Origin of the sequence: Paenibacillus sp. JNUCC-31, from assembly GCF_014844075.1 — a bacterium.
GTDB lineage: Bacteria > Bacillota > Bacilli > Paenibacillales > Paenibacillaceae > Paenibacillus.
In genome coordinates, this window is sequence record NZ_CP062165.1 from 3,260,569 (window position 1) to 3,277,766 (window position 17,198).

The 17,198-nt window shown below is 47.2% G+C and carries 7 protein-coding genes; 4 read left to right on the forward strand and 3 right to left on the reverse strand.

Features of this window, described 5'->3' with window-relative positions; genetic code table 11:
* Positions 1–197 precede the first annotated feature (197 nt).
* Together JNUCC31_RS14055 and JNUCC31_RS14060 are read left to right on the forward strand one after the other, a co-directional pair.
* Positions 198–2,549, forward strand: a complete 2,352-nt coding sequence (locus JNUCC31_RS14055; protein ID WP_192272016.1) for a helix-turn-helix domain-containing protein — start codon at positions 198–200, stop codon at positions 2,547–2,549.
* 13 nt (positions 2,550–2,562) lie between these two features.
* Positions 2,563–4,197: an extracellular solute-binding protein gene (locus JNUCC31_RS14060; protein ID WP_192272017.1), complete on the forward strand. Its 1,635-nt coding sequence runs from the start codon at positions 2,563–2,565 to the stop codon at positions 4,195–4,197.
* A 626-nt stretch (positions 4,198–4,823) separates the two neighbouring features.
* Here JNUCC31_RS14060 and JNUCC31_RS14065 read toward each other — a convergent pair.
* Positions 4,824–6,905 (reverse strand): TerD family protein, encoded by a 2,082-nt coding sequence (locus tag JNUCC31_RS14065; RefSeq protein ID WP_416234437.1) that lies wholly within the window; start codon positions 6,903–6,905, stop codon positions 4,824–4,826.
* A 478-nt stretch (positions 6,906–7,383) separates the two neighbouring features.
* On the opposite strand from JNUCC31_RS14065, the gene JNUCC31_RS14070 reads away from it, so the two are divergent.
* On the forward strand, positions 7,384–8,463 hold the full coding sequence (locus JNUCC31_RS14070; protein ID WP_228469660.1) for a hypothetical protein: 1,080 nt from the start codon (positions 7,384–7,386) through the stop codon (positions 8,461–8,463).
* Positions 8,464–8,573: 110 nt separating this feature from the next.
* On the opposite strand, the gene JNUCC31_RS14075 is transcribed toward JNUCC31_RS14070, so the two are convergent.
* Positions 8,574–12,389 (reverse strand): DUF8202 domain-containing protein, encoded by a 3,816-nt coding sequence (locus tag JNUCC31_RS14075; RefSeq protein ID WP_192272018.1) that lies wholly within the window; start codon positions 12,387–12,389, stop codon positions 8,574–8,576.
* Positions 12,390–12,742: 353 nt separating this feature from the next.
* Positions 12,743–13,879 (reverse strand): response regulator, encoded by a 1,137-nt coding sequence (locus JNUCC31_RS14080; protein WP_192272019.1) that lies wholly within the window; start codon positions 13,877–13,879, stop codon positions 12,743–12,745.
* 177 nt (positions 13,880–14,056) lie between these two features.
* On the opposite strand from JNUCC31_RS14080, the gene JNUCC31_RS14085 reads away from it, so the two are divergent.
* A complete protein-coding gene (locus tag JNUCC31_RS14085) occupies positions 14,057–17,134 on the forward strand; it encodes a hybrid sensor histidine kinase/response regulator (protein WP_192272020.1) in 3,078 nt (1,025 codons plus the stop codon).
* The last annotated feature ends 64 nt before the right edge of the window (positions 17,135–17,198 follow it).

A 17,198-nucleotide genomic window follows, 5' to 3' on the forward strand; every position in this document is an offset into this window, starting at 1 on the left:
CTCCCATCGTTTAATAGTTGGTCTCAGTTCGGTCCCAATGTAGCATTAGGCCCGCCAAACCAGCAATAAAACAATTTCGTCTTTGTATCAATTTCGGAACAATATCATAAAATCGCAACATTTTACATGAAGTTAATATAAATCGTGAACTCAAGAATAAACGTGTAGTGTATAATTTTCGCCGGGAGGTGTGCGTGATGAAAAAATGGAGCTCTGCATGGGCCGGTTTGGCCATTTCATACGGTTCAATCGTGGTCACCATCGTGCTGCTGATCTGCTCGTTTTTCTATATCTATTTCTCGCGCAGCTACAATGAAGAATTAAGGAATAAGAATCAGTTGATTCTTGAGAATACAGCTCGTACCATTGAAGGAACCGTATTGCAACGAGTGCAGCAAATGTATGTAGATCTGTCACTCGATAAATCTGCCAACATCCGTCTGTTCGCGGATAACGCGGATCGAAGCGGGCTGGATCAGGTCGTTGACCTGCAAGAACTGCTCAAAGCGAAGGTAGCAGGCAATGCCGATATCGTTCAGGGCATCCATCTCTACTATCCTGAACGTAATATCATGTTGTCTTCCCTGTATGGGCTACGCTACAACGCGGATCACAGCGAAGGTTCCGCTTATTATAAGGACTGGCTTCAGAAGATGCGGACCAACAAACAAAATAGCCTCTGGACACCATCGCGTCCCATCCCGAAGGACATCTTTACCAGTCATGCGGGGGAGAGCAGCAATGAATTATTTACGTATGCGCACAGTTACCCTTTTCGTTCAACGGGTGAAACCAGTGATGTCATCATTGCGATTGATGTAAAAGAGGATGCAGTTAACCGTATCATTGAGAACATGATGCCTTCCGAATATCAACGGACTTTTATCGTCAATTCAGCAGGAAGTACCGTGAGTAATTCGCAAGAGCAGAGTCCGGGGCAGTCCAATAAGTATGCGACAAGTCTAAAGAAGATGCTTGATCTCGGTAGTACAAAGGGCAGCTTCGACGATACAATCGGGGATGCACCTTACGTTGTTTCCTATCAGACGCTTCCCTCCGCGGATTGGACCATCTATAGTGCAACACCCTCCAGCTTCTATTATGAACAATCCATCATGATTCAGAAACTCATTCTAGGCATCTGTCTGATTGCCCTGTTCATCGGGCTTGTCTTAGCCGCCTTGCTGGTACGGGCCAACTACAATCCGATCAAACGTCTGGTGGGACGCATCAAGGATCTGTCTGGCACAGGTGCAGCACCTAACCCGATTATGAACGAATATCACCTGATCGACAGTGCATTCATTCAGTTGAAGGATAAAGTAAGTAATCTGGAAGAAACATTGCTGGCGAACACCCCGGCAATCAAACATAAGGTGATGCTTAACCTCTTGCAAGGTAACCCTGAGCAGAGAATGGGGGAAGAGGAACTGACTGCTCTCGGCATAACACGGCAATACGCTGATTACTGCTGCATACTTCTGAATACCGGAGTTTTCCATATGGGGAAAGACTCACATAGCCAGCCTACTGCAATCTCCAAGGTGATTCACGGGCTTGGATCCCTTTCTCTGCAAGACAGCCGTCTGATTGCCGAAGAGCTGCCTGACCAAAGGCTCGCCGTCATCCTGTGTACCGATGTTGCCTCGGAAGCAATGCTGAATACATTCGCTCAGCTTCTGCTGGCTGAAACCAGACAGCAGTTGCAACCGGATATCCAGCTGTCCACGGGCTGCTGGGTCAATGATCTGGGTGATGTGCACCGCAGCTTCAATGAAGCACAGGCTTATATGAAATATGCTTATTTCCTGCCTGAGCTGAACATCTTGAAGGATCGTGCCATACTCCAGCGTGAACACAGCCAGGATGAAATTCCTCAGGCTATGCTTGCCAAGTTCAGGGACAAGCTCCAGGGCAGGCAGATGGATGAGGTGATCGAGACTATTGAACAGGTGGTTGAACATATGCGGGAGGGACAGTATCCCGCTGACTATTGCCATTTTATCCTGTCAAACATGGTATTTATCTATTCGGATGTGGTGAAAAACGTACGTTACAAGCATCCCCTTCAGTTCGGTCACCCCGATCTGTATCATGAGTACACGAATCTCCATGATGTTCTGGCGTACCGCAACTGGCTGGTGGAATCGGTCACAGCATTTATTGAAGAAACCGAGAAGCGCAACAGTGATCGGGCCGTCTCGACCATTGAACTGGCGAAGCAGTATATTGAAGCCAATCTGTCCGAAGACCTCTCGCTGGAGGCTGTTGGAACGAAGGTATTTCTTAGTCCAAAATATCTGAGCAAGCTCTTTAAGGAAGAGATGGGTGTTACCTATACCGACTATGTGACATCCCGCCGAATGGAACAGGCGAAGGTATTGATGGAGAACAACAATATGACCATTGATCGGATCGCAAGCTCCGTCGGGTATGGCACCACGGCCTATTTTATTAAACGATTCAAGGACATGTACGGCTGCACACCGGGTCATTATGTACGCAACCTCTCTTCGGCAGTGATGCCAGAGGCTGGATCAAGAGCGTGAGGAGGATTGGCGGATGAGTACGAAGAAGCTCTATCACGATAAGCTGTTTCTGACCGTATTGCTTCTGACCATCATTGCTGTCGTTCTTGGCGGCTGTGATCTGCTGTCCGGAACCAGGGCCATTGCAGAACGACAACAGGGCGAAATGATTGATACCGATGCCGGGATAGCCAAATACCATATTTCATGGACGATGCATCAGAACGTGCCCGTGCCGAGAGATGCGGAGATGCTGAAGGCCGTAGAAGAACAATATGGTGTTGATCTGGACGTTTGGAATCTGGAAAACAATAAATACGAGTCGCTTCTCGACATGAAACTGGCCCAAGGGGCCATTCCTGATCTGTTTCGCATTCGTCAGCCACAGGACCTGCTAAAGTACCAGCAGCAAGGGGTACTTGCCGAGATTCCCGTGGAGACGCTGAACACATATGCCCCGAATCTGATGCGCATCATTCATGAACAGGCGCCTGCCTATGAGCAAGCTGGTGTAATTGACGGCAGATATTACGGAATTCCTGTCATCAATCCCACCAACATCTACCGTACACCTGTAGTGTATCGGCAGGATTGGCTGGACAAGCTGGGTCTGCCCGTTCCGCAGACACTGGCGGAATTCGAGAAAGTCATCTATGCGTTTACGTTTGAAGATCCCGACGGCAACGGCATCCAGGATACGTATGGCTTGTCCAGTGAAGGCATGAACGTTGTATTTGGAGCCTTCGGTCAGATCATTTTTGCCGATCAACTTTACTTCAGCACGAAGGATGGAAAAAAGGCCATTGGTGCACTGGAACCCGAAATGAAGGAAGCATTAACCTACTTGCGTAAATGGTACAAAGACGGCGTGATTGATCCCGAATTTGTGACTGGCGAGAATAAGGGCGGCTACAAACATCTGTCCCACCCGTTCATTAACGGAAAAATCGGGATGACCTCCATGGGCAACTACTACCACTGGATTCAGGATGGTGATTACGAGGATTGGCACGTTGAACGTGGCGGAAAAGTGGTAAAAAGCCCAGTACAAGCTGCATTTAATGTAAAAGAACTCACGGCCAAGTTCCCGGAAGCAAAGGTTGTCTTTGGCAAACCTTTCACTGGACCCCATGGACAACGCGGCTCCAAAGGCTACGATATGCTGATGAGCTTTACGGCAATTGGCGCTGATGCAGTCAAAGAACCAGGCAAGCTGGAGATGATCCTCCGCATCCTGGACGAGGTTAGTGCAAGCCCTGATCCAGACAAAGCAGCAAGCATGACCTACGGCGTGGAAAATAAACACTGGGTCTGGACACCCACCGAGCCCCGGAATATCGTCATCATGCCACCGTACGACACGATGTTCGGGTTTCAGAATACGATTGGTGCCAATATCGGCATGACCGTTCCGCTGAAACAGACGGGAGAACGGGAGCAGTGGGCCGCTACGCTACATCTGGATCAGGACGGCATTTATAATGCGCTGGAGGTCGCTACCCCCGCTCTCGCCAAGTATGGCGATTCGTTGATCCGTTTAAAAAACAAAGCCTATATCGCGTTTATTACAGGTGAGCGGCAGCTCAGTGAGTTCGATGAGTTCGTACAGGAGTTCATGTCCGCAGGCGGCGCAGAAGTGGTGAAGGAAGCGAACGCGTGGAAGCAGTAGCGAGTAGTGCTTAGAGCGAAGGTGAGATATCCAGCAGTCTAGCGTGGCTCTTTATTTTCTAACGATCACCAGAAACCTTATTCAACTGATTTTCGCCCCGTTAGAATTGTAACGATCCCCAGCGACGCTATTTCCGAACAAATGCAGCGTAAACGATGATTTCACACCAAAAACACGCAACTAGCGTTTCTCAGGATCGTTACATTTTCAACAGGTTAAAATGCATCAAATAGCGTCATCTGTGATCGTTAGCCGCTATCAGCAACTTTAATGGACATCTCCATCTCTAAGAAAGCTGAACAGGGCGATTACGGCTAGAATGACAGAGCAATGCTCATATTTCATGCCCCTCCGCCTTAGCCACCGTCAGATATGCCCAATCTTCTCCAAGCCTGATCGGACTGCTTCCATTCATTAGCTTGCACGCCAGATTTGCATGAATCCCCCACGTAATCTGTTCCTGTGTATCTTCTGAGCCAAAAAGAGCAGCCTTGCGGCTGCTTCTTCCTTTCTCTATGCATTTTTACACGCATCCATTTCACTCGATTTACAACTCCACAGCATTCCTATTCATTCAGCTCTCTATGCCTTTCCACATGCGCCAGTACGACGCTACGCCACACCACTTAGGCCAAGTACTCCGCCATAATCTGTTCAATATCATATGGTGTCACGCCTTCATCGACCGCATAGATGGTATCGGCCTGCTCTTTCGTATCCACCAGTTCACCTCTCGCCTTGGCGTGCAGCATGAACAAGTCGTACAAGTCGGGTTTGCGTAATGTGGTCATCGCTTTCCCCATCAGCACAATACCTTTCTGATTGCCCTCCACATTGTTGTTATAGTCCGGGTATCTGGTCAGAGCCAGATCCGTCCAGATGATCGTACGCTCCACCAAATCCAGGATAACAGGGATCGCGATCTGCGTATCTGCGGAGATATCCACTTTGTTCTCCACCGTGGATGGCTCGTAGATTTCACCCGATCCGGGTTTCTTGCGCATCATCCAGCCTGCAAAGCATTCCGGCAGATTACAGTACGGATGGCTGGTGAAGGAGTGCAGTGTCGTCACCACATAACGCCCGCCATAATTCACAATCGAAGGCATATGCAGATCAATAAATTCACTTGCACCGTTAGGCGCAGTCACAATATCCCCGCTGTGGACGGCCTTGTATTTGACAGACCGCAGATTCGTATACGAGATATGTTCAACGTAGTTCCAGTTCTCGTCATACATGACCGCCGACAGGTCAATATCCACGCGCCCGGTTGGTGTACCGTCCACCTCTCCCTCCTTCCACCAGCTGAAGAAACGAATCGTATCCCCCTCACCCATTGGGATGCGGCTTCCCCGTACAATAGTCCGTAAAGCTTTACTTGCGGATCGTTGTGAAAATGGAACCAGATAATGCTGCAGCCGTTCATCGATGTACGTCTTCCCAAGCACAGGAAAGTCAGCAAACCGTGTGATTAAAGCCTGCTCGCACAACTGCACTACTTCCAGGCAGACTGCCTCGTTAAGCTCCGGCAGCTCATTCGGGATACCAAAGGCCTTGGCCACATTGCCTTTGGGGAAAAAGACACGCAGGCCCTGCGGTTCATTACGCTGGGCAAAATGCTGCCTCACCTGCAATAGCACGGGTGTAGATACCTGTGCAGCCACCTCGCCAAACGCCAGCAACACATAGGCTTCATCCTCGGTGATTCGCAGCAAGTGATCCAGCTTCCTGGCGAATTCTCCCGGACGCTGTGACAGCAGATCGATCAAGCTCCAGACATTCCGATACTGAAATGCCAGCTCTACGCTTCCATTAAAGGTTGTAAACGGTTTATCATTGCGCAAAATATCAAAGGCTTCCTGACATCGCGGATATCGAAGCTTATATTCGGATGGATGCAGGATTTCGCCCAGGCGAATCCAGCGATCCTTGTAGCGGAGCATATCCTCCGTGATGGAGCCGCATTGCTCCAGCAAGCTAAGGAGCAAGCGGCGCTCACGGCGTTTGAATTTACGAAAAGGTGAGGCTGTTGCCAGACTGACGTCACCGTCCGACCAGGAAACCGCCAGTCGGAGTACATCGCTTGCCGTTTTAAAATACGACCCGATTCGTTCCATGCTTGCCAGTTCATATTTCAACAGCACCGCAACGACAAAGCCCACATTCTCCTTAAACGGAATCTCTGCAGGCAAAATAATCTCGACATCGCTCGGATCTGAATGTTTCAGCACACGTTTGATATCTTTTTTGTCCGTATCGGAGATGGAGCCTTTCGCTTCAACTAACTGACGGATCAGCTTCAAGAACGCTGGCTTGCTCCCCAGATCAATGACTTTCAGCTTTCTTTGCTCCAGCAAAGGAGACCGAGCGCCAGTAGTCGCAGCCGAAGGATCGAAATCGTCCAGCGTAAGATGCGTCAGATAATGAAAAACAGCGTTCAGGTACAGCTCGGCTTCGTCCTCTCCCATCACCTGCTGCGGGAATCCCGCATACATCGGTTTGTACTCCACATGGGCACCGACCATGACTTTGAGGTCTTTCACCAGTTGTTGATATAACGCTTCGAATTGTTCCTCGGACAGCTTTCGCATCGCCTGCATAAGTTCATTTGTGAAAGTAAACCCGAGGGACTCCATATTTTTGAGAGCTGTCGCCAGAACATTTTTGGGTAACTGTTGTTGCAGCCCTTCACTTGGTTCGATCATAAGTTTGCTGGCTCTGCGCACATAGATGCTGTTCATTCTGATATGGTTGTTTGCATTGATATTGGCATTGTTGGTGTTATTGGTATTGTTGTTATTGTTCATGATTAAAGAGTCCAGGAAAGCCATATCCCTATATAACATGAAAGGTTAGGTTTAGAAGGAAGGAATACGATAGCCTGGACGCCTCCTCTCTGAAATTGAAATTATTCAGGAAAGCGGCGACCCTAGGATCTCCAATGATGTAGAAGGAAGGATCGCCATAGCCTGAAGGCCAAAGGTCCGAAGTTCGTGACCCGAACCTTTGATGAACCCATCATCTCAGATTCCACGATCTCCCAACAGGGCGAAAGTATTACGACTGGTTAAATTAAGGGGGGAACGCTCCGATAGGCGTCGAATAGTTTTGAAGAGCGGCGTATAACTGACGGACAGGAATCCAGAACATGAACAGAGGACTGATATGAAAATGGATAATAAGATGAAGATACAACTTCAAACCCTATATAACGAGTATCTCAATATAAAGTGGAAAAGAGGGCTGTCACCTGTTCATACGGAGCCATTTGAATATGGCTTATACGAAGATGATAGCGCAGACTTATTCCTTTCCGGTCATTCGGAAGCAACGTTTACGAACTGGATGAGCGAGCTTCGCCCAGAAGATCCATACTATGGTAGCAAACCAAATGGGATGCCCGTTCTCGCGGATATCTTCAACCAACTGGATGTATACGACGAACTCGTGCTGTATTATCTGCTCTTTACCCTGAATACAACAATGTCCATTCACACACATAATTCCTACAGCGAAATGAATGATTGGATGAAAAACTATAGCTTCTTTCAGCTCGCCCAATTGAATGGACTATCTAGCTTAAACGATGAACAGAAGGGTGAGTTGAGAGACTTTTTCTTCTTTTTCTACCTTTATACGCATCCGGTCAATGAGGAAACCCTTTACGCCTGTTCGTTTCGCGAGCAGGACCTTATACATACCAAAACCAATATCAAGCTGGAGCACTACTTCTCGGCGTTTCACGACCACTACAGCGAGAATCGGGATAAATATGGAGAGCAGTTCCTCATCGCTCCACATGAAATACAGGCCTGCGAACAGCTTACACTGGAGCTGCTACGAATCATCGAGGGCAAGTCCCCCAAGCTGAGCATGCCCTCGGAAGAAGGATTAGAGGCTGTAGTGGATTTGATTAATAACGTGGAGCAAATGCTGCAAATGTACGCGAAGAATAGAACTTTAGTATTTGATGTCATGAGAAACTTTCTGGCTGACCCCCGTACCGGTCTCTATCGGAATCACTGCTTCACAATGCTGCTCCAAAACTATGCTTCATATATCCTGTATTTTAATTTTGATGAAATCCATGCATTAGTGAATGACTTCAGAGACACTCCGGCATGGTGCGGGATCATCATTAATAAAATCTTTACGGATGCCATCTTTATTCATAAGATCATGAGAAAGAACGCTATTGATATCAGAGAATACCCGAATGTTATCGAGTTCTTTGACGAGCAAGCAAGAGAATTTTGTCTGTGATGGCCTAGAATGCTTGTTTTCGAAAAAGGAAAACTAAAAAGCCTTTGCTGACCCCAAAATATCAGCAAAGGCTTTTCAGTATAGATGGTTTACTTATCGCATATAGATGGTTACTTATCGATCAAGTTGGTTATTTTCAGCATTCTTGCGATCAATGCCGTGACTTCAGCACGTGTCATGGATGCTTTCGGACTAAGGACTTCTGGTCCATTGCCTTGAATAATTCCCGCTTGGATCAGCTGGGCAACATCCTCTCTAGCCCAAGAAGATACGTCAGCGGCATCCTCGTAACGTGCTAACTCAGAGGCAATTTGCTCCTGATTAGGCACGTCCCCGGATTGAATCAAGCGATATGCACGAGCAACCATGGCAAAGCCCTGCTCTCTTGTGATTTGCTGACTGCCTTTGAAGTAGCCGTCATCATAACCGGTAACAATATCAAAATCGCTTGCGATCGCTACTGAATTCCTATACCAATCCGATGGGGACACATCCGGGAAGTGAACCTGTGGAGCATCCTGAGCCATCAAACCCAAACCATTTACCACGATCTCTGCGAATTCGGAGCGTGTTACACTGCGGTCCGGTGAGAATGTATTATCTCCGTTCCCTTTCAAATCCAATCGGGCTGCGATGTTGTTTACATCCATTTTACCCCAATGAGTTCTGGCATCCTCAAAATCCTGCGGATTCCAGATCACCGAATAGCTTCCGCTGCTGCGCAAATCATTGATGAGTGCGTAATAACGGTTGTCTATTTTCGTCACAACCGTTGGCACATGGAAGATGTTGCCATCCGGGTTGACAATGACGCCTGTTGTAATCCGGTTCGGATCTATTCCTTCTGGAAGTGCAATATATTTCGGTGCGTATCCGTTGAGTTGACCAGATCTTACCGTTTGTCCGTCTTTCGTAAAGGTAAGGTCGAGATCAACCGGATTCACCAGAAGCTCATACCCTCCGGTTGCAGCCTTGTTTTTTGCACTACTGATCAAAGCGTCCGAAGAACGTGCAATGTCGACATGTACAGCAATATCTTTCATTGCAACGTTGCCAAGTTCCTTGGACACACCGTTCAGGTCCATTTTGCCACCAGGTACCGGATAGATCGCCAGCGGATTGCTGATGTTCAGTTTGGAGCCTTGATCCGTTAATTGTTTCAGTGTTTCCAAGGTTAAGCCGTCTACCTTCATATCGCCTTCATTCGGTGAATGAATGGCAAACTGCTGTCCTGTACCTTGGGACATGGCAGTGTTCAGCTTGGCTGGATCAACTTGAACCAACGTTTGCTTGTCACCCGATGGTTTGGAAGTCGCGAATGGCTGATAATTGCCATCCCGAGTGGTTTCCAAGTTATCTTTTGGTGCTGTCGGGGTTGGTGTTGGTACTGGCGTAGGCGCAGGTGTAGGTGCTGGTGTGCTGCCTCCATTGCCTCCGGTATTGCCACCGCCATTGTTGCCTCCACCGTTGTTACCATTGTCGCTGGATGCTCTGTTTACGTTGATTCTATATTCAGTTACATGGCCGAGCGAATCTGTGACTTTAACGATTATCATATTTCCGCCGACTTGGAGTGGCAGATTCTCGCTGGCAACACCATTTGAAGCGTCTTGCCAAGCACTATTTCCAACAGAAATTTCAATCTTGGCATGTGGATCAAGTGCCGTTGGCGTTAACTGAAATTGATATACGCTATTAGGCACAGACATAGTATAAGTATCTTTACCCGGATCAAAAGCTGGGGATAAGCTTCCTACGGATGGAATCAATGTTTGCAATGTGGAAGTGTTCGTACCTGGTACTTTGGTGAGACCATTCCGGGCATCATTTAACGCTTGCAGTGCTTCGTCAACTGCTGTTTGTGTTGCACTCTCATCGTTGAACACGGTTTGAGCAGCTTCTAATGCCCCTTGCAGCGTTTGCCAAGTCTCTGGCGTGTACTCCTCTTTGTTCAGTTCGCCAGTTTCGATCTTGCCGTTGATCTCATCGGCTTTGGCTTTCAACTTCGTTTTATCAACCCCTGGAGCAGTGGACACCTTTTCCAGATTTTCATAGGCATCATTTAACGCTTGCAGTGCTTCGTCAACTGCTGTTTGTGTTGCACTCTCATCGTTGAACACGGTTTGAGCAGCTTCTAATGCCCCTTGCAGCGTTTGCCAAGTCTCTGGCGTGTACTCCTCTTTGTCCAGTTCGCCTGTTTCAATCTTGCCGTTGATCTCATCGGCTTTGGCTTTTAACTTCGTTTTGTTAATAAAAATATATTGTTCCTGATTTGACTCTTCTGAATCTGAATATGCTGGATTGTTTGTCTTCGCTGTTACTGTCACCGTGTAGGTGCCGGATTCCAGCGACGGTTCCAATTGCGACAGGTTCAGTGCCGTTCCGGGCACCTCCACCTTCCGCGTTGTGCCGTCTTCCAGTTGAATTGTTACTTCATATTTATCTGCATGCTCAACCGCTTCCCATTTCAACTCATCACCGATTAGTTTGACCTCTGGTGCTGTTAAAGGAGTGGCAGCCGTTGCAATGGTAAAGTACGAATTCGGACCAAAATTGGAGGTGTTAATGGTTACTTGGCCGTTCTCAATTAAATGGATCGAGTCTTGATCATCAAATTGCTCATCATCGCTAATCACAACATATTGTGGCCGTTCCGTAGTGCCTCCCGCTTGGTCTACTTGAAGTGTAATCTGTGTATCATTCCAATTTGTTTTCTGTACTTTGTAGATACGCTCCATTAGAAGCAGTTTTTTTTCATCTTTAGTCATCGGCGTTTTGAATCCAGTATTTGCTCCATTGTCACCGAATGTAAAGAAAGAAGAATTATTCAGTAAATCATTTTGATTTGCAGAGTTTGTATCCTGAACACTGTTGCCCAATGCAATCGCCAATATCGATCCCTGTTCCTGCGCTTTGGCTTGTTTCTGCATCAAGCCGCTCTGATCATCTCGACCGATGCTTGTAACGCGATGGGTATAGACTGCGTTCACATTTGAATCCCAGATGGTAGCCATGTTTGAATCGACATATGAATTTGCTGTCGTCTGATCTAGCGTATAGCCGTATTTGATCGCCAGATATGTGCTGACTTTTTGGCGTTCTGCGTCCGTAAGAGCATGATCGTATACGATAATTTCTTCAATTGTACCCTGCCAATAGCTAAGGTTATTAGCTTCCGGAATAAGTTTACCGATTATAGCTCCTTCAGAGTTGCCAGTATCCCATAACTTAGCATTATCTTTTCCCCAACCATTCAGTTCCTGTACCTGCTTCATTTTACTGTACAATCTAGCTTTATTTGTATCACCGTCCCCGCCCGTCCAAGTCACAAATTGCTCGTTCGGGAACATCGTTCCTAGAAATCCTCCGGCAGTGTATAATGTTTGGTCCATTGCTGTGTTAAATGGCGTCAATCCGCCCCTTGTTCCATTTTGAAGCATCCCTATGCCAGAATAAGCCTCAGGATCGCTCTTTCCCCAGGAAATGATATAACTGAGACCTGAAGCTCTATTGGTTTTACTAACCGTAACGATCGATCTCGGGCTTTTCCCTTGTGGAAGCTTGTCTACATCCAGTTTCATAAAATTACTCGTTCCGTTATATTCCAATACCGGATTGAAATTAATATTATGACTCCTATCATCCCAATAAGTCGGTTGATTAGCTTCTACGTCTTGCGTTGCGTTATTTATTTTACTTCCTTGATCTTCCCAGTTACTCACCTTTTGGCCGCTGGCAACTCCCATCCCCCGATCTGATCGTAGCCATAATGCAGGGGCACCAACTCCACCCGGACCAACAGGAGTTTCGGTAATCTCATCCGCGTGCGCCAAACTCATTGGCAACGTTCCAAGCGTCAGCATAAAGGAAAGAACCAGCACGATAAGTCTTTGCCATGGTTTCTTACGGATTCCTGCTGTGTACATAGTTTACCTCCTACTTACCCAACTTATTTTTTGACTGCTCACCGACGACAACACTTCCTACGAAACTTTGCTGAGCTATTATAGTGGTACACCATTGCTAGATTGGTGAAAGTTAAACTGGCGCTTTCTTCCAATCGGTTCAAGACCGTTCCACCTGCTACATAACCGACACCTTAAAACTCTTTTTTCCACTTCATCCTCCCCGCTGTTATTTTTGTTGTTGCTTCATGTAGGGACGCATATCGTTTTAATTCTACACAAAGCCTCTTACCAAACTCTTACCAAGCAACTGAATAGTCGTAGCAAAAGAAAAAACAGCCTCGCAGGTGAGGCTGCAAGGCTGTCCATTTACATCAAATATTTAATTTTTTCCACTTTTGATACCAAGACTCGATTTCATAACCAAGACTTATGCCAGCCTCTTGTCGTAACGCAGTAGCCACCTGATTATATTGGGCAATTACTGGATCTTTATGGCCTAATCGATCATATATTTTCATCAAAGCTAGGCCGACTTCCTCCAATATCGGATCGAATTGTTGTACTCGGTGATATATCGTTAGTGCTTCTGTATCCATCCCCAGACCAACATAATATTGGGCAAGCTGCATTGCATGGTTACGCCATAACGCATGTAAGCGCTGACGCTCCAGCTCAGCCCATACGTAGTCGTCCTCACCAAAGTATCTGCCCTCATATTGATCCGAGATCTTCCGGTGCTCGGCGACTATAGAGGATGATAATGGAGACAATCGATTAAGACGACTTTCCCATTCCTCCGCATCAATCCTGAATTCTCCTGTTTCCAGTATGTAACCATACTGTTGATAGCGAATGGATATCTTGTCCTCGCCCATGAATTCGTTCATCATGCTGCGCAGGCGATGGATACCGCTGTGAAGATTGGAAATGCCCCTCTTCTCATCCAGCTCTGGCCACAACAATTCAAGTAGTGAATCCCGCTTGATCGGCTTGTTCCGATGGTGAAGCAAATAGGCGAATAGCTCTCTGATTTTGGTTGTTCTGAACTTCAGATGCATCGGGGGCTCGTTTGGATGAAGTTGTAACTGAAGCATTCCCATACACCGGATCAACATGGACGGCTCTTCTGCCGAGTTCAGACCTGCTGGCATAATTCGGCGTTGATACATCTTCATCGTTTTTTCCAAACGGTCCCGTGTGACGGGCTTCATGATATAGTCCAGCACTTCAAGCCCATAGGCCGTTAGTGCATGTTCGTTATATGCTGTTGTAAATATAATCTCTGTTCCAGGAGAAACCTCATGAATGCGTTCAGTCGCCTGAATCCCGTTCATTCCCGGCATGTGAACATCCATGAAGACGATTTCAGGCTGATGACGTTCGATATGATCCATGGCCTCTTCTGCCGCCAGAAAAGAGCCAATGACTTCGCAATCCTCTCGCTCCAGCAAAAGTTTGTTTAACCTGCTCAGAGCGAGGTATTCATCATCTACCAAAATCATTCTCATAAATCTCAACTCCTCCGGCTCACTGACCTTCCTCTAAACAGTAATTTTACCATAATTCCATTTGTTGAAACGCTATCATTTTAATAAAAGATTTCTGTTTAGACCATGAATAAAATGTTCTACATGCGGCCCAACGTGCAGGAATTTAGATTATCATGTCGAAAACTAGTTTTTGCCATGAAACCAATAACTTTTAAAAAGATACCCCGATATGTCGTGCTGTCGATTCTATTCCTTACGTTCTTAATCGGATTTCGCTGGATATGGTCCGAGTCTTTCTCCATACCCCAACACCCTGCCCCAGCACATGGTGTGCTTGATCTTCGAGGATGGGATCTTGCTAACGCCTCACCGATCTCCCTTGATGGCGAATGGGAGTTTTTCCCCCAAGCCTTAATCTCTAATCACGAAGCAAAAGTACTGAACCAACCTTCAAAGTGGATTCAAGTACCTGGAGATTGGCGCAGTGCGTTACCACCATCTTCATCATCATTCGGGTATGGAACGTACCGCATTCGCATTCTTCTGGACCCATCGGTTGAGGAAGTCAGTCTCTGGGCACAGAAAATCCAGGCTTCATCCATCGTAGAAATGAACGGGACCATTGTAGCCGAATTCGGTCAACCTGCGACCCATGCCGAGGCCTATCGCCCAGAAAGGACGGCGTTTACAACCTCCTATGCCCTTAACGGGGCCAAGGAGCTTGATCTTCTCGTGCAAACAGCCAATTTTGATGATCCTTCTAGCGGTGGGATTACACGTTCCCTTTACTTCGGTTCTCCGGAGGCGATCGCAAGTGAACGGGGATTTTCAATCGATTTACAGAAAATTACCTTTGCCATACTGCTGCTGCATAGCTTGTATGCTTGTGTAATGTTCTTTTTTAACCGTAAACAACGCGCTCTGCTCACGTTTTCCCTGTTAACCCTGGCAGCAGCGCTTACAGTTGCTTCCGATCATGATAGTCTTTTATTGAACTGGATTCCGCTCAACTTTACTTGGATGGTCAAAGCCAAAGCGTTATCCTATCCCTTGTTTTCGTTCTTCATGCTTCTCATGGCCAGGAGTTTCTCACACAGTTTGCGAGGTCGCAGACTTTTCCGAGTCTATGCCAGTACGCTCGGTGTCTACAGTGTATTTTTGCTAATCGCACCAGTGAACCTGATTTACTTAGTCCTTGGGTCCGGCGTCTCTGATTTCCTCTATCTGTTTGCTGTTTCCTGGTCTGTGTGCCTGTTCTTCAGAATGGCGGTCAGAAAACAAAGTGATGCCAGCTTCTTGCTATTCGCAGCAACCGGTAGTTTCTCCAGTGTGCTGTGGGGATTCGTGAACTCACATAACGAGATTACCAACGTGTATTATCCAATTGATGTCATTGCGGCCATATTCGGCTTCTCGACCTACTGGTTCAAAAAATACTTTCGTAATTCCAATGAGATCGAGAAGCTGTACGAACAGCTCAAAGAGGAAGATCGGCAGAAGGATCAGTTTCTTGTCAATACGGCTCATGAGTTACGAACACCATTGCATGGCATCATTAACATTGCTGAGAGCATCGCGGTACGTGAACGGCGTGGATCAGGAGAGCTGCATGCAGAAGAGATGAAACTGTTAATTACGATCGGCCGCCGAATGTCCCAACTGGTTGACGACCTGCTTGATGTGATTCGCCTGAAGGAAAAACGCATTAACCTTCAGAAAAAACCATTGTCCCTAGCATCCGTAATCCCCGGCGTTATTGGAATGTTCAGGTTCATGGCAGAAGGCAGGCCTATCCAAATAAACGTGGATATTCCTGAATCGCTCCCCCTTGTTCAGGCTGATGAGAGAAGACTGGTTCAGATCCTTTACAATCTGCTGCATAACGCCCTGAAATTTACCGAAGAAGGCACCATTACCGTTTCTGTACGCAAGCGTGGAGAGTGCGCCGTGATTCAGGTCTCCGATTCCGGTGTGGGGATCAGCGAACAGATGCAGAAGCGAATATTCGATGCATATGAACAAGGGACCCCGGAGGCTCGTTTGAGTGGAGGGATCGGCTTGGGATTAAGTATTTGCAAGCAGCTTACAGAACTCCACGGCGGCCATCTAACCGTCCAATCTGTGCTTGGGCAAGGTTCAACCTTCCAAGTCTCACTCCCATTGGGAGATACGGCATCACTGCCTGATCAGAGTGAGCAGGATTGGGATCGTCATAGCTTCGAGGAAGTCGCGGTTGCAGAGCAACAACCCACTTCTCATGAACCGGTTGTTGCCCATATTCTCGCCGTCGATGATGACCCTGTGAATCTGAGAGTACTTATTTCCATGCTTTCGAGCGAGCCTTACCATATTCAAACTGCATCTTCAGCGCGTGAAGCCCTTCAATTACTCGATTCCAAGCCTTGGGACTTGCTTATTGCCGATGTCATGATGCCTCATATGTCAGGCTATGAACTGACAGAGAATGTACGCAAGCGTTATTCCGTGTCAGAGCTTCCGATTTTGCTGCTCACGGCTCGTAACGAATCGGCCGATATCCACGCTGGATTCATGGCGGGTGCTACGGATTATGTCACCAAACCCGTTGATGCGCTTGAGTTGAAACATCGTATCCGATCACTGGCCGTCCTGAAACAGTCCATCGATGAAAGGCTACGGATGGAAGCTGCCTATTTGCAAGCGCAGATCCAACCCCATTTTCTATTCAATACGCTGAATTCCATCATGGCACTTAGTGACCTGGATACTGAGAGAATGCAGAAGTTAGGAGATGCCTTCATTCATTACCTGCAAACGAGCTTCCATTTCCTTAACGCAGAGAAAACAGTGGATATCACTTATGAGATAGATCTTGCACGAGCCTATGTGTACATTGAGAAAGAACGCTTCCCGGATAGATTGGAAGTGCTCTGGGACATTCCTCATAATCTAAGCTTATCTATTCCTCCGTTAACCATTCAGCCGCTTATCGAGAATGCGGTGAGACACGGTGTTCTGAGCAAGCGCACGGGTGGGACCGTACAGATTCGGATTATCGAACAAGATGATCAGGCCATCATTGAAGTTCAGGATGACGGCGTGGGAATGGATCAGGCTCAGATCGATAACGCGCTGGAATGGCCGAAGAGGAGCCCCTCCGGTTCCGGGGGCGTTGGATTAACCAATACACATCGAAGGCTTAATCAAAGATACGGTCAAGGTTTGGACATACGCAGCAGTCCAGGGGAAGGAACGACCATCTCTTTCGTTATCCCGTTCACCCAGTCGAGGTGAAGGTCGCTTTACTGGTTTAAATTAAGTAATAGGAATTACAATACGCGCAACTATCGCAAACCAA

Bases quoted from the DNA above. Each gene is read 5' to 3' on its own strand.
- JNUCC31_RS14055 (WP_192272016.1), top strand. From the start codon at position 198: ATGAAAAAATGGAGCTCTGCATGGGCCGGTTTGGCCATTTCATACGGT.
- JNUCC31_RS14060 (WP_192272017.1), top strand. From the start codon at position 2,563: ATGAGTACGAAGAAGCTCTATCACGATAAGCTGTTTCTGACCGTATTG.
- JNUCC31_RS14065 (WP_416234437.1), bottom strand. From the start codon at position 6,905: ATGATCGAACCAAGTGAAGGGCTGCAACAACAGTTACCCAAAAATGTT.
- JNUCC31_RS14070 (WP_228469660.1), top strand. From the start codon at position 7,384: ATGAAGATACAACTTCAAACCCTATATAACGAGTATCTCAATATAAAG.
- JNUCC31_RS14075 (WP_192272018.1), bottom strand. From the start codon at position 12,389: ATGTACACAGCAGGAATCCGTAAGAAACCATGGCAAAGACTTATCGTG.
- JNUCC31_RS14080 (WP_192272019.1), bottom strand. From the start codon at position 13,879: ATGAGAATGATTTTGGTAGATGATGAATACCTCGCTCTGAGCAGGTTA.
- JNUCC31_RS14085 (WP_192272020.1), top strand. From the start codon at position 14,057: ATGAAACCAATAACTTTTAAAAAGATACCCCGATATGTCGTGCTGTCG.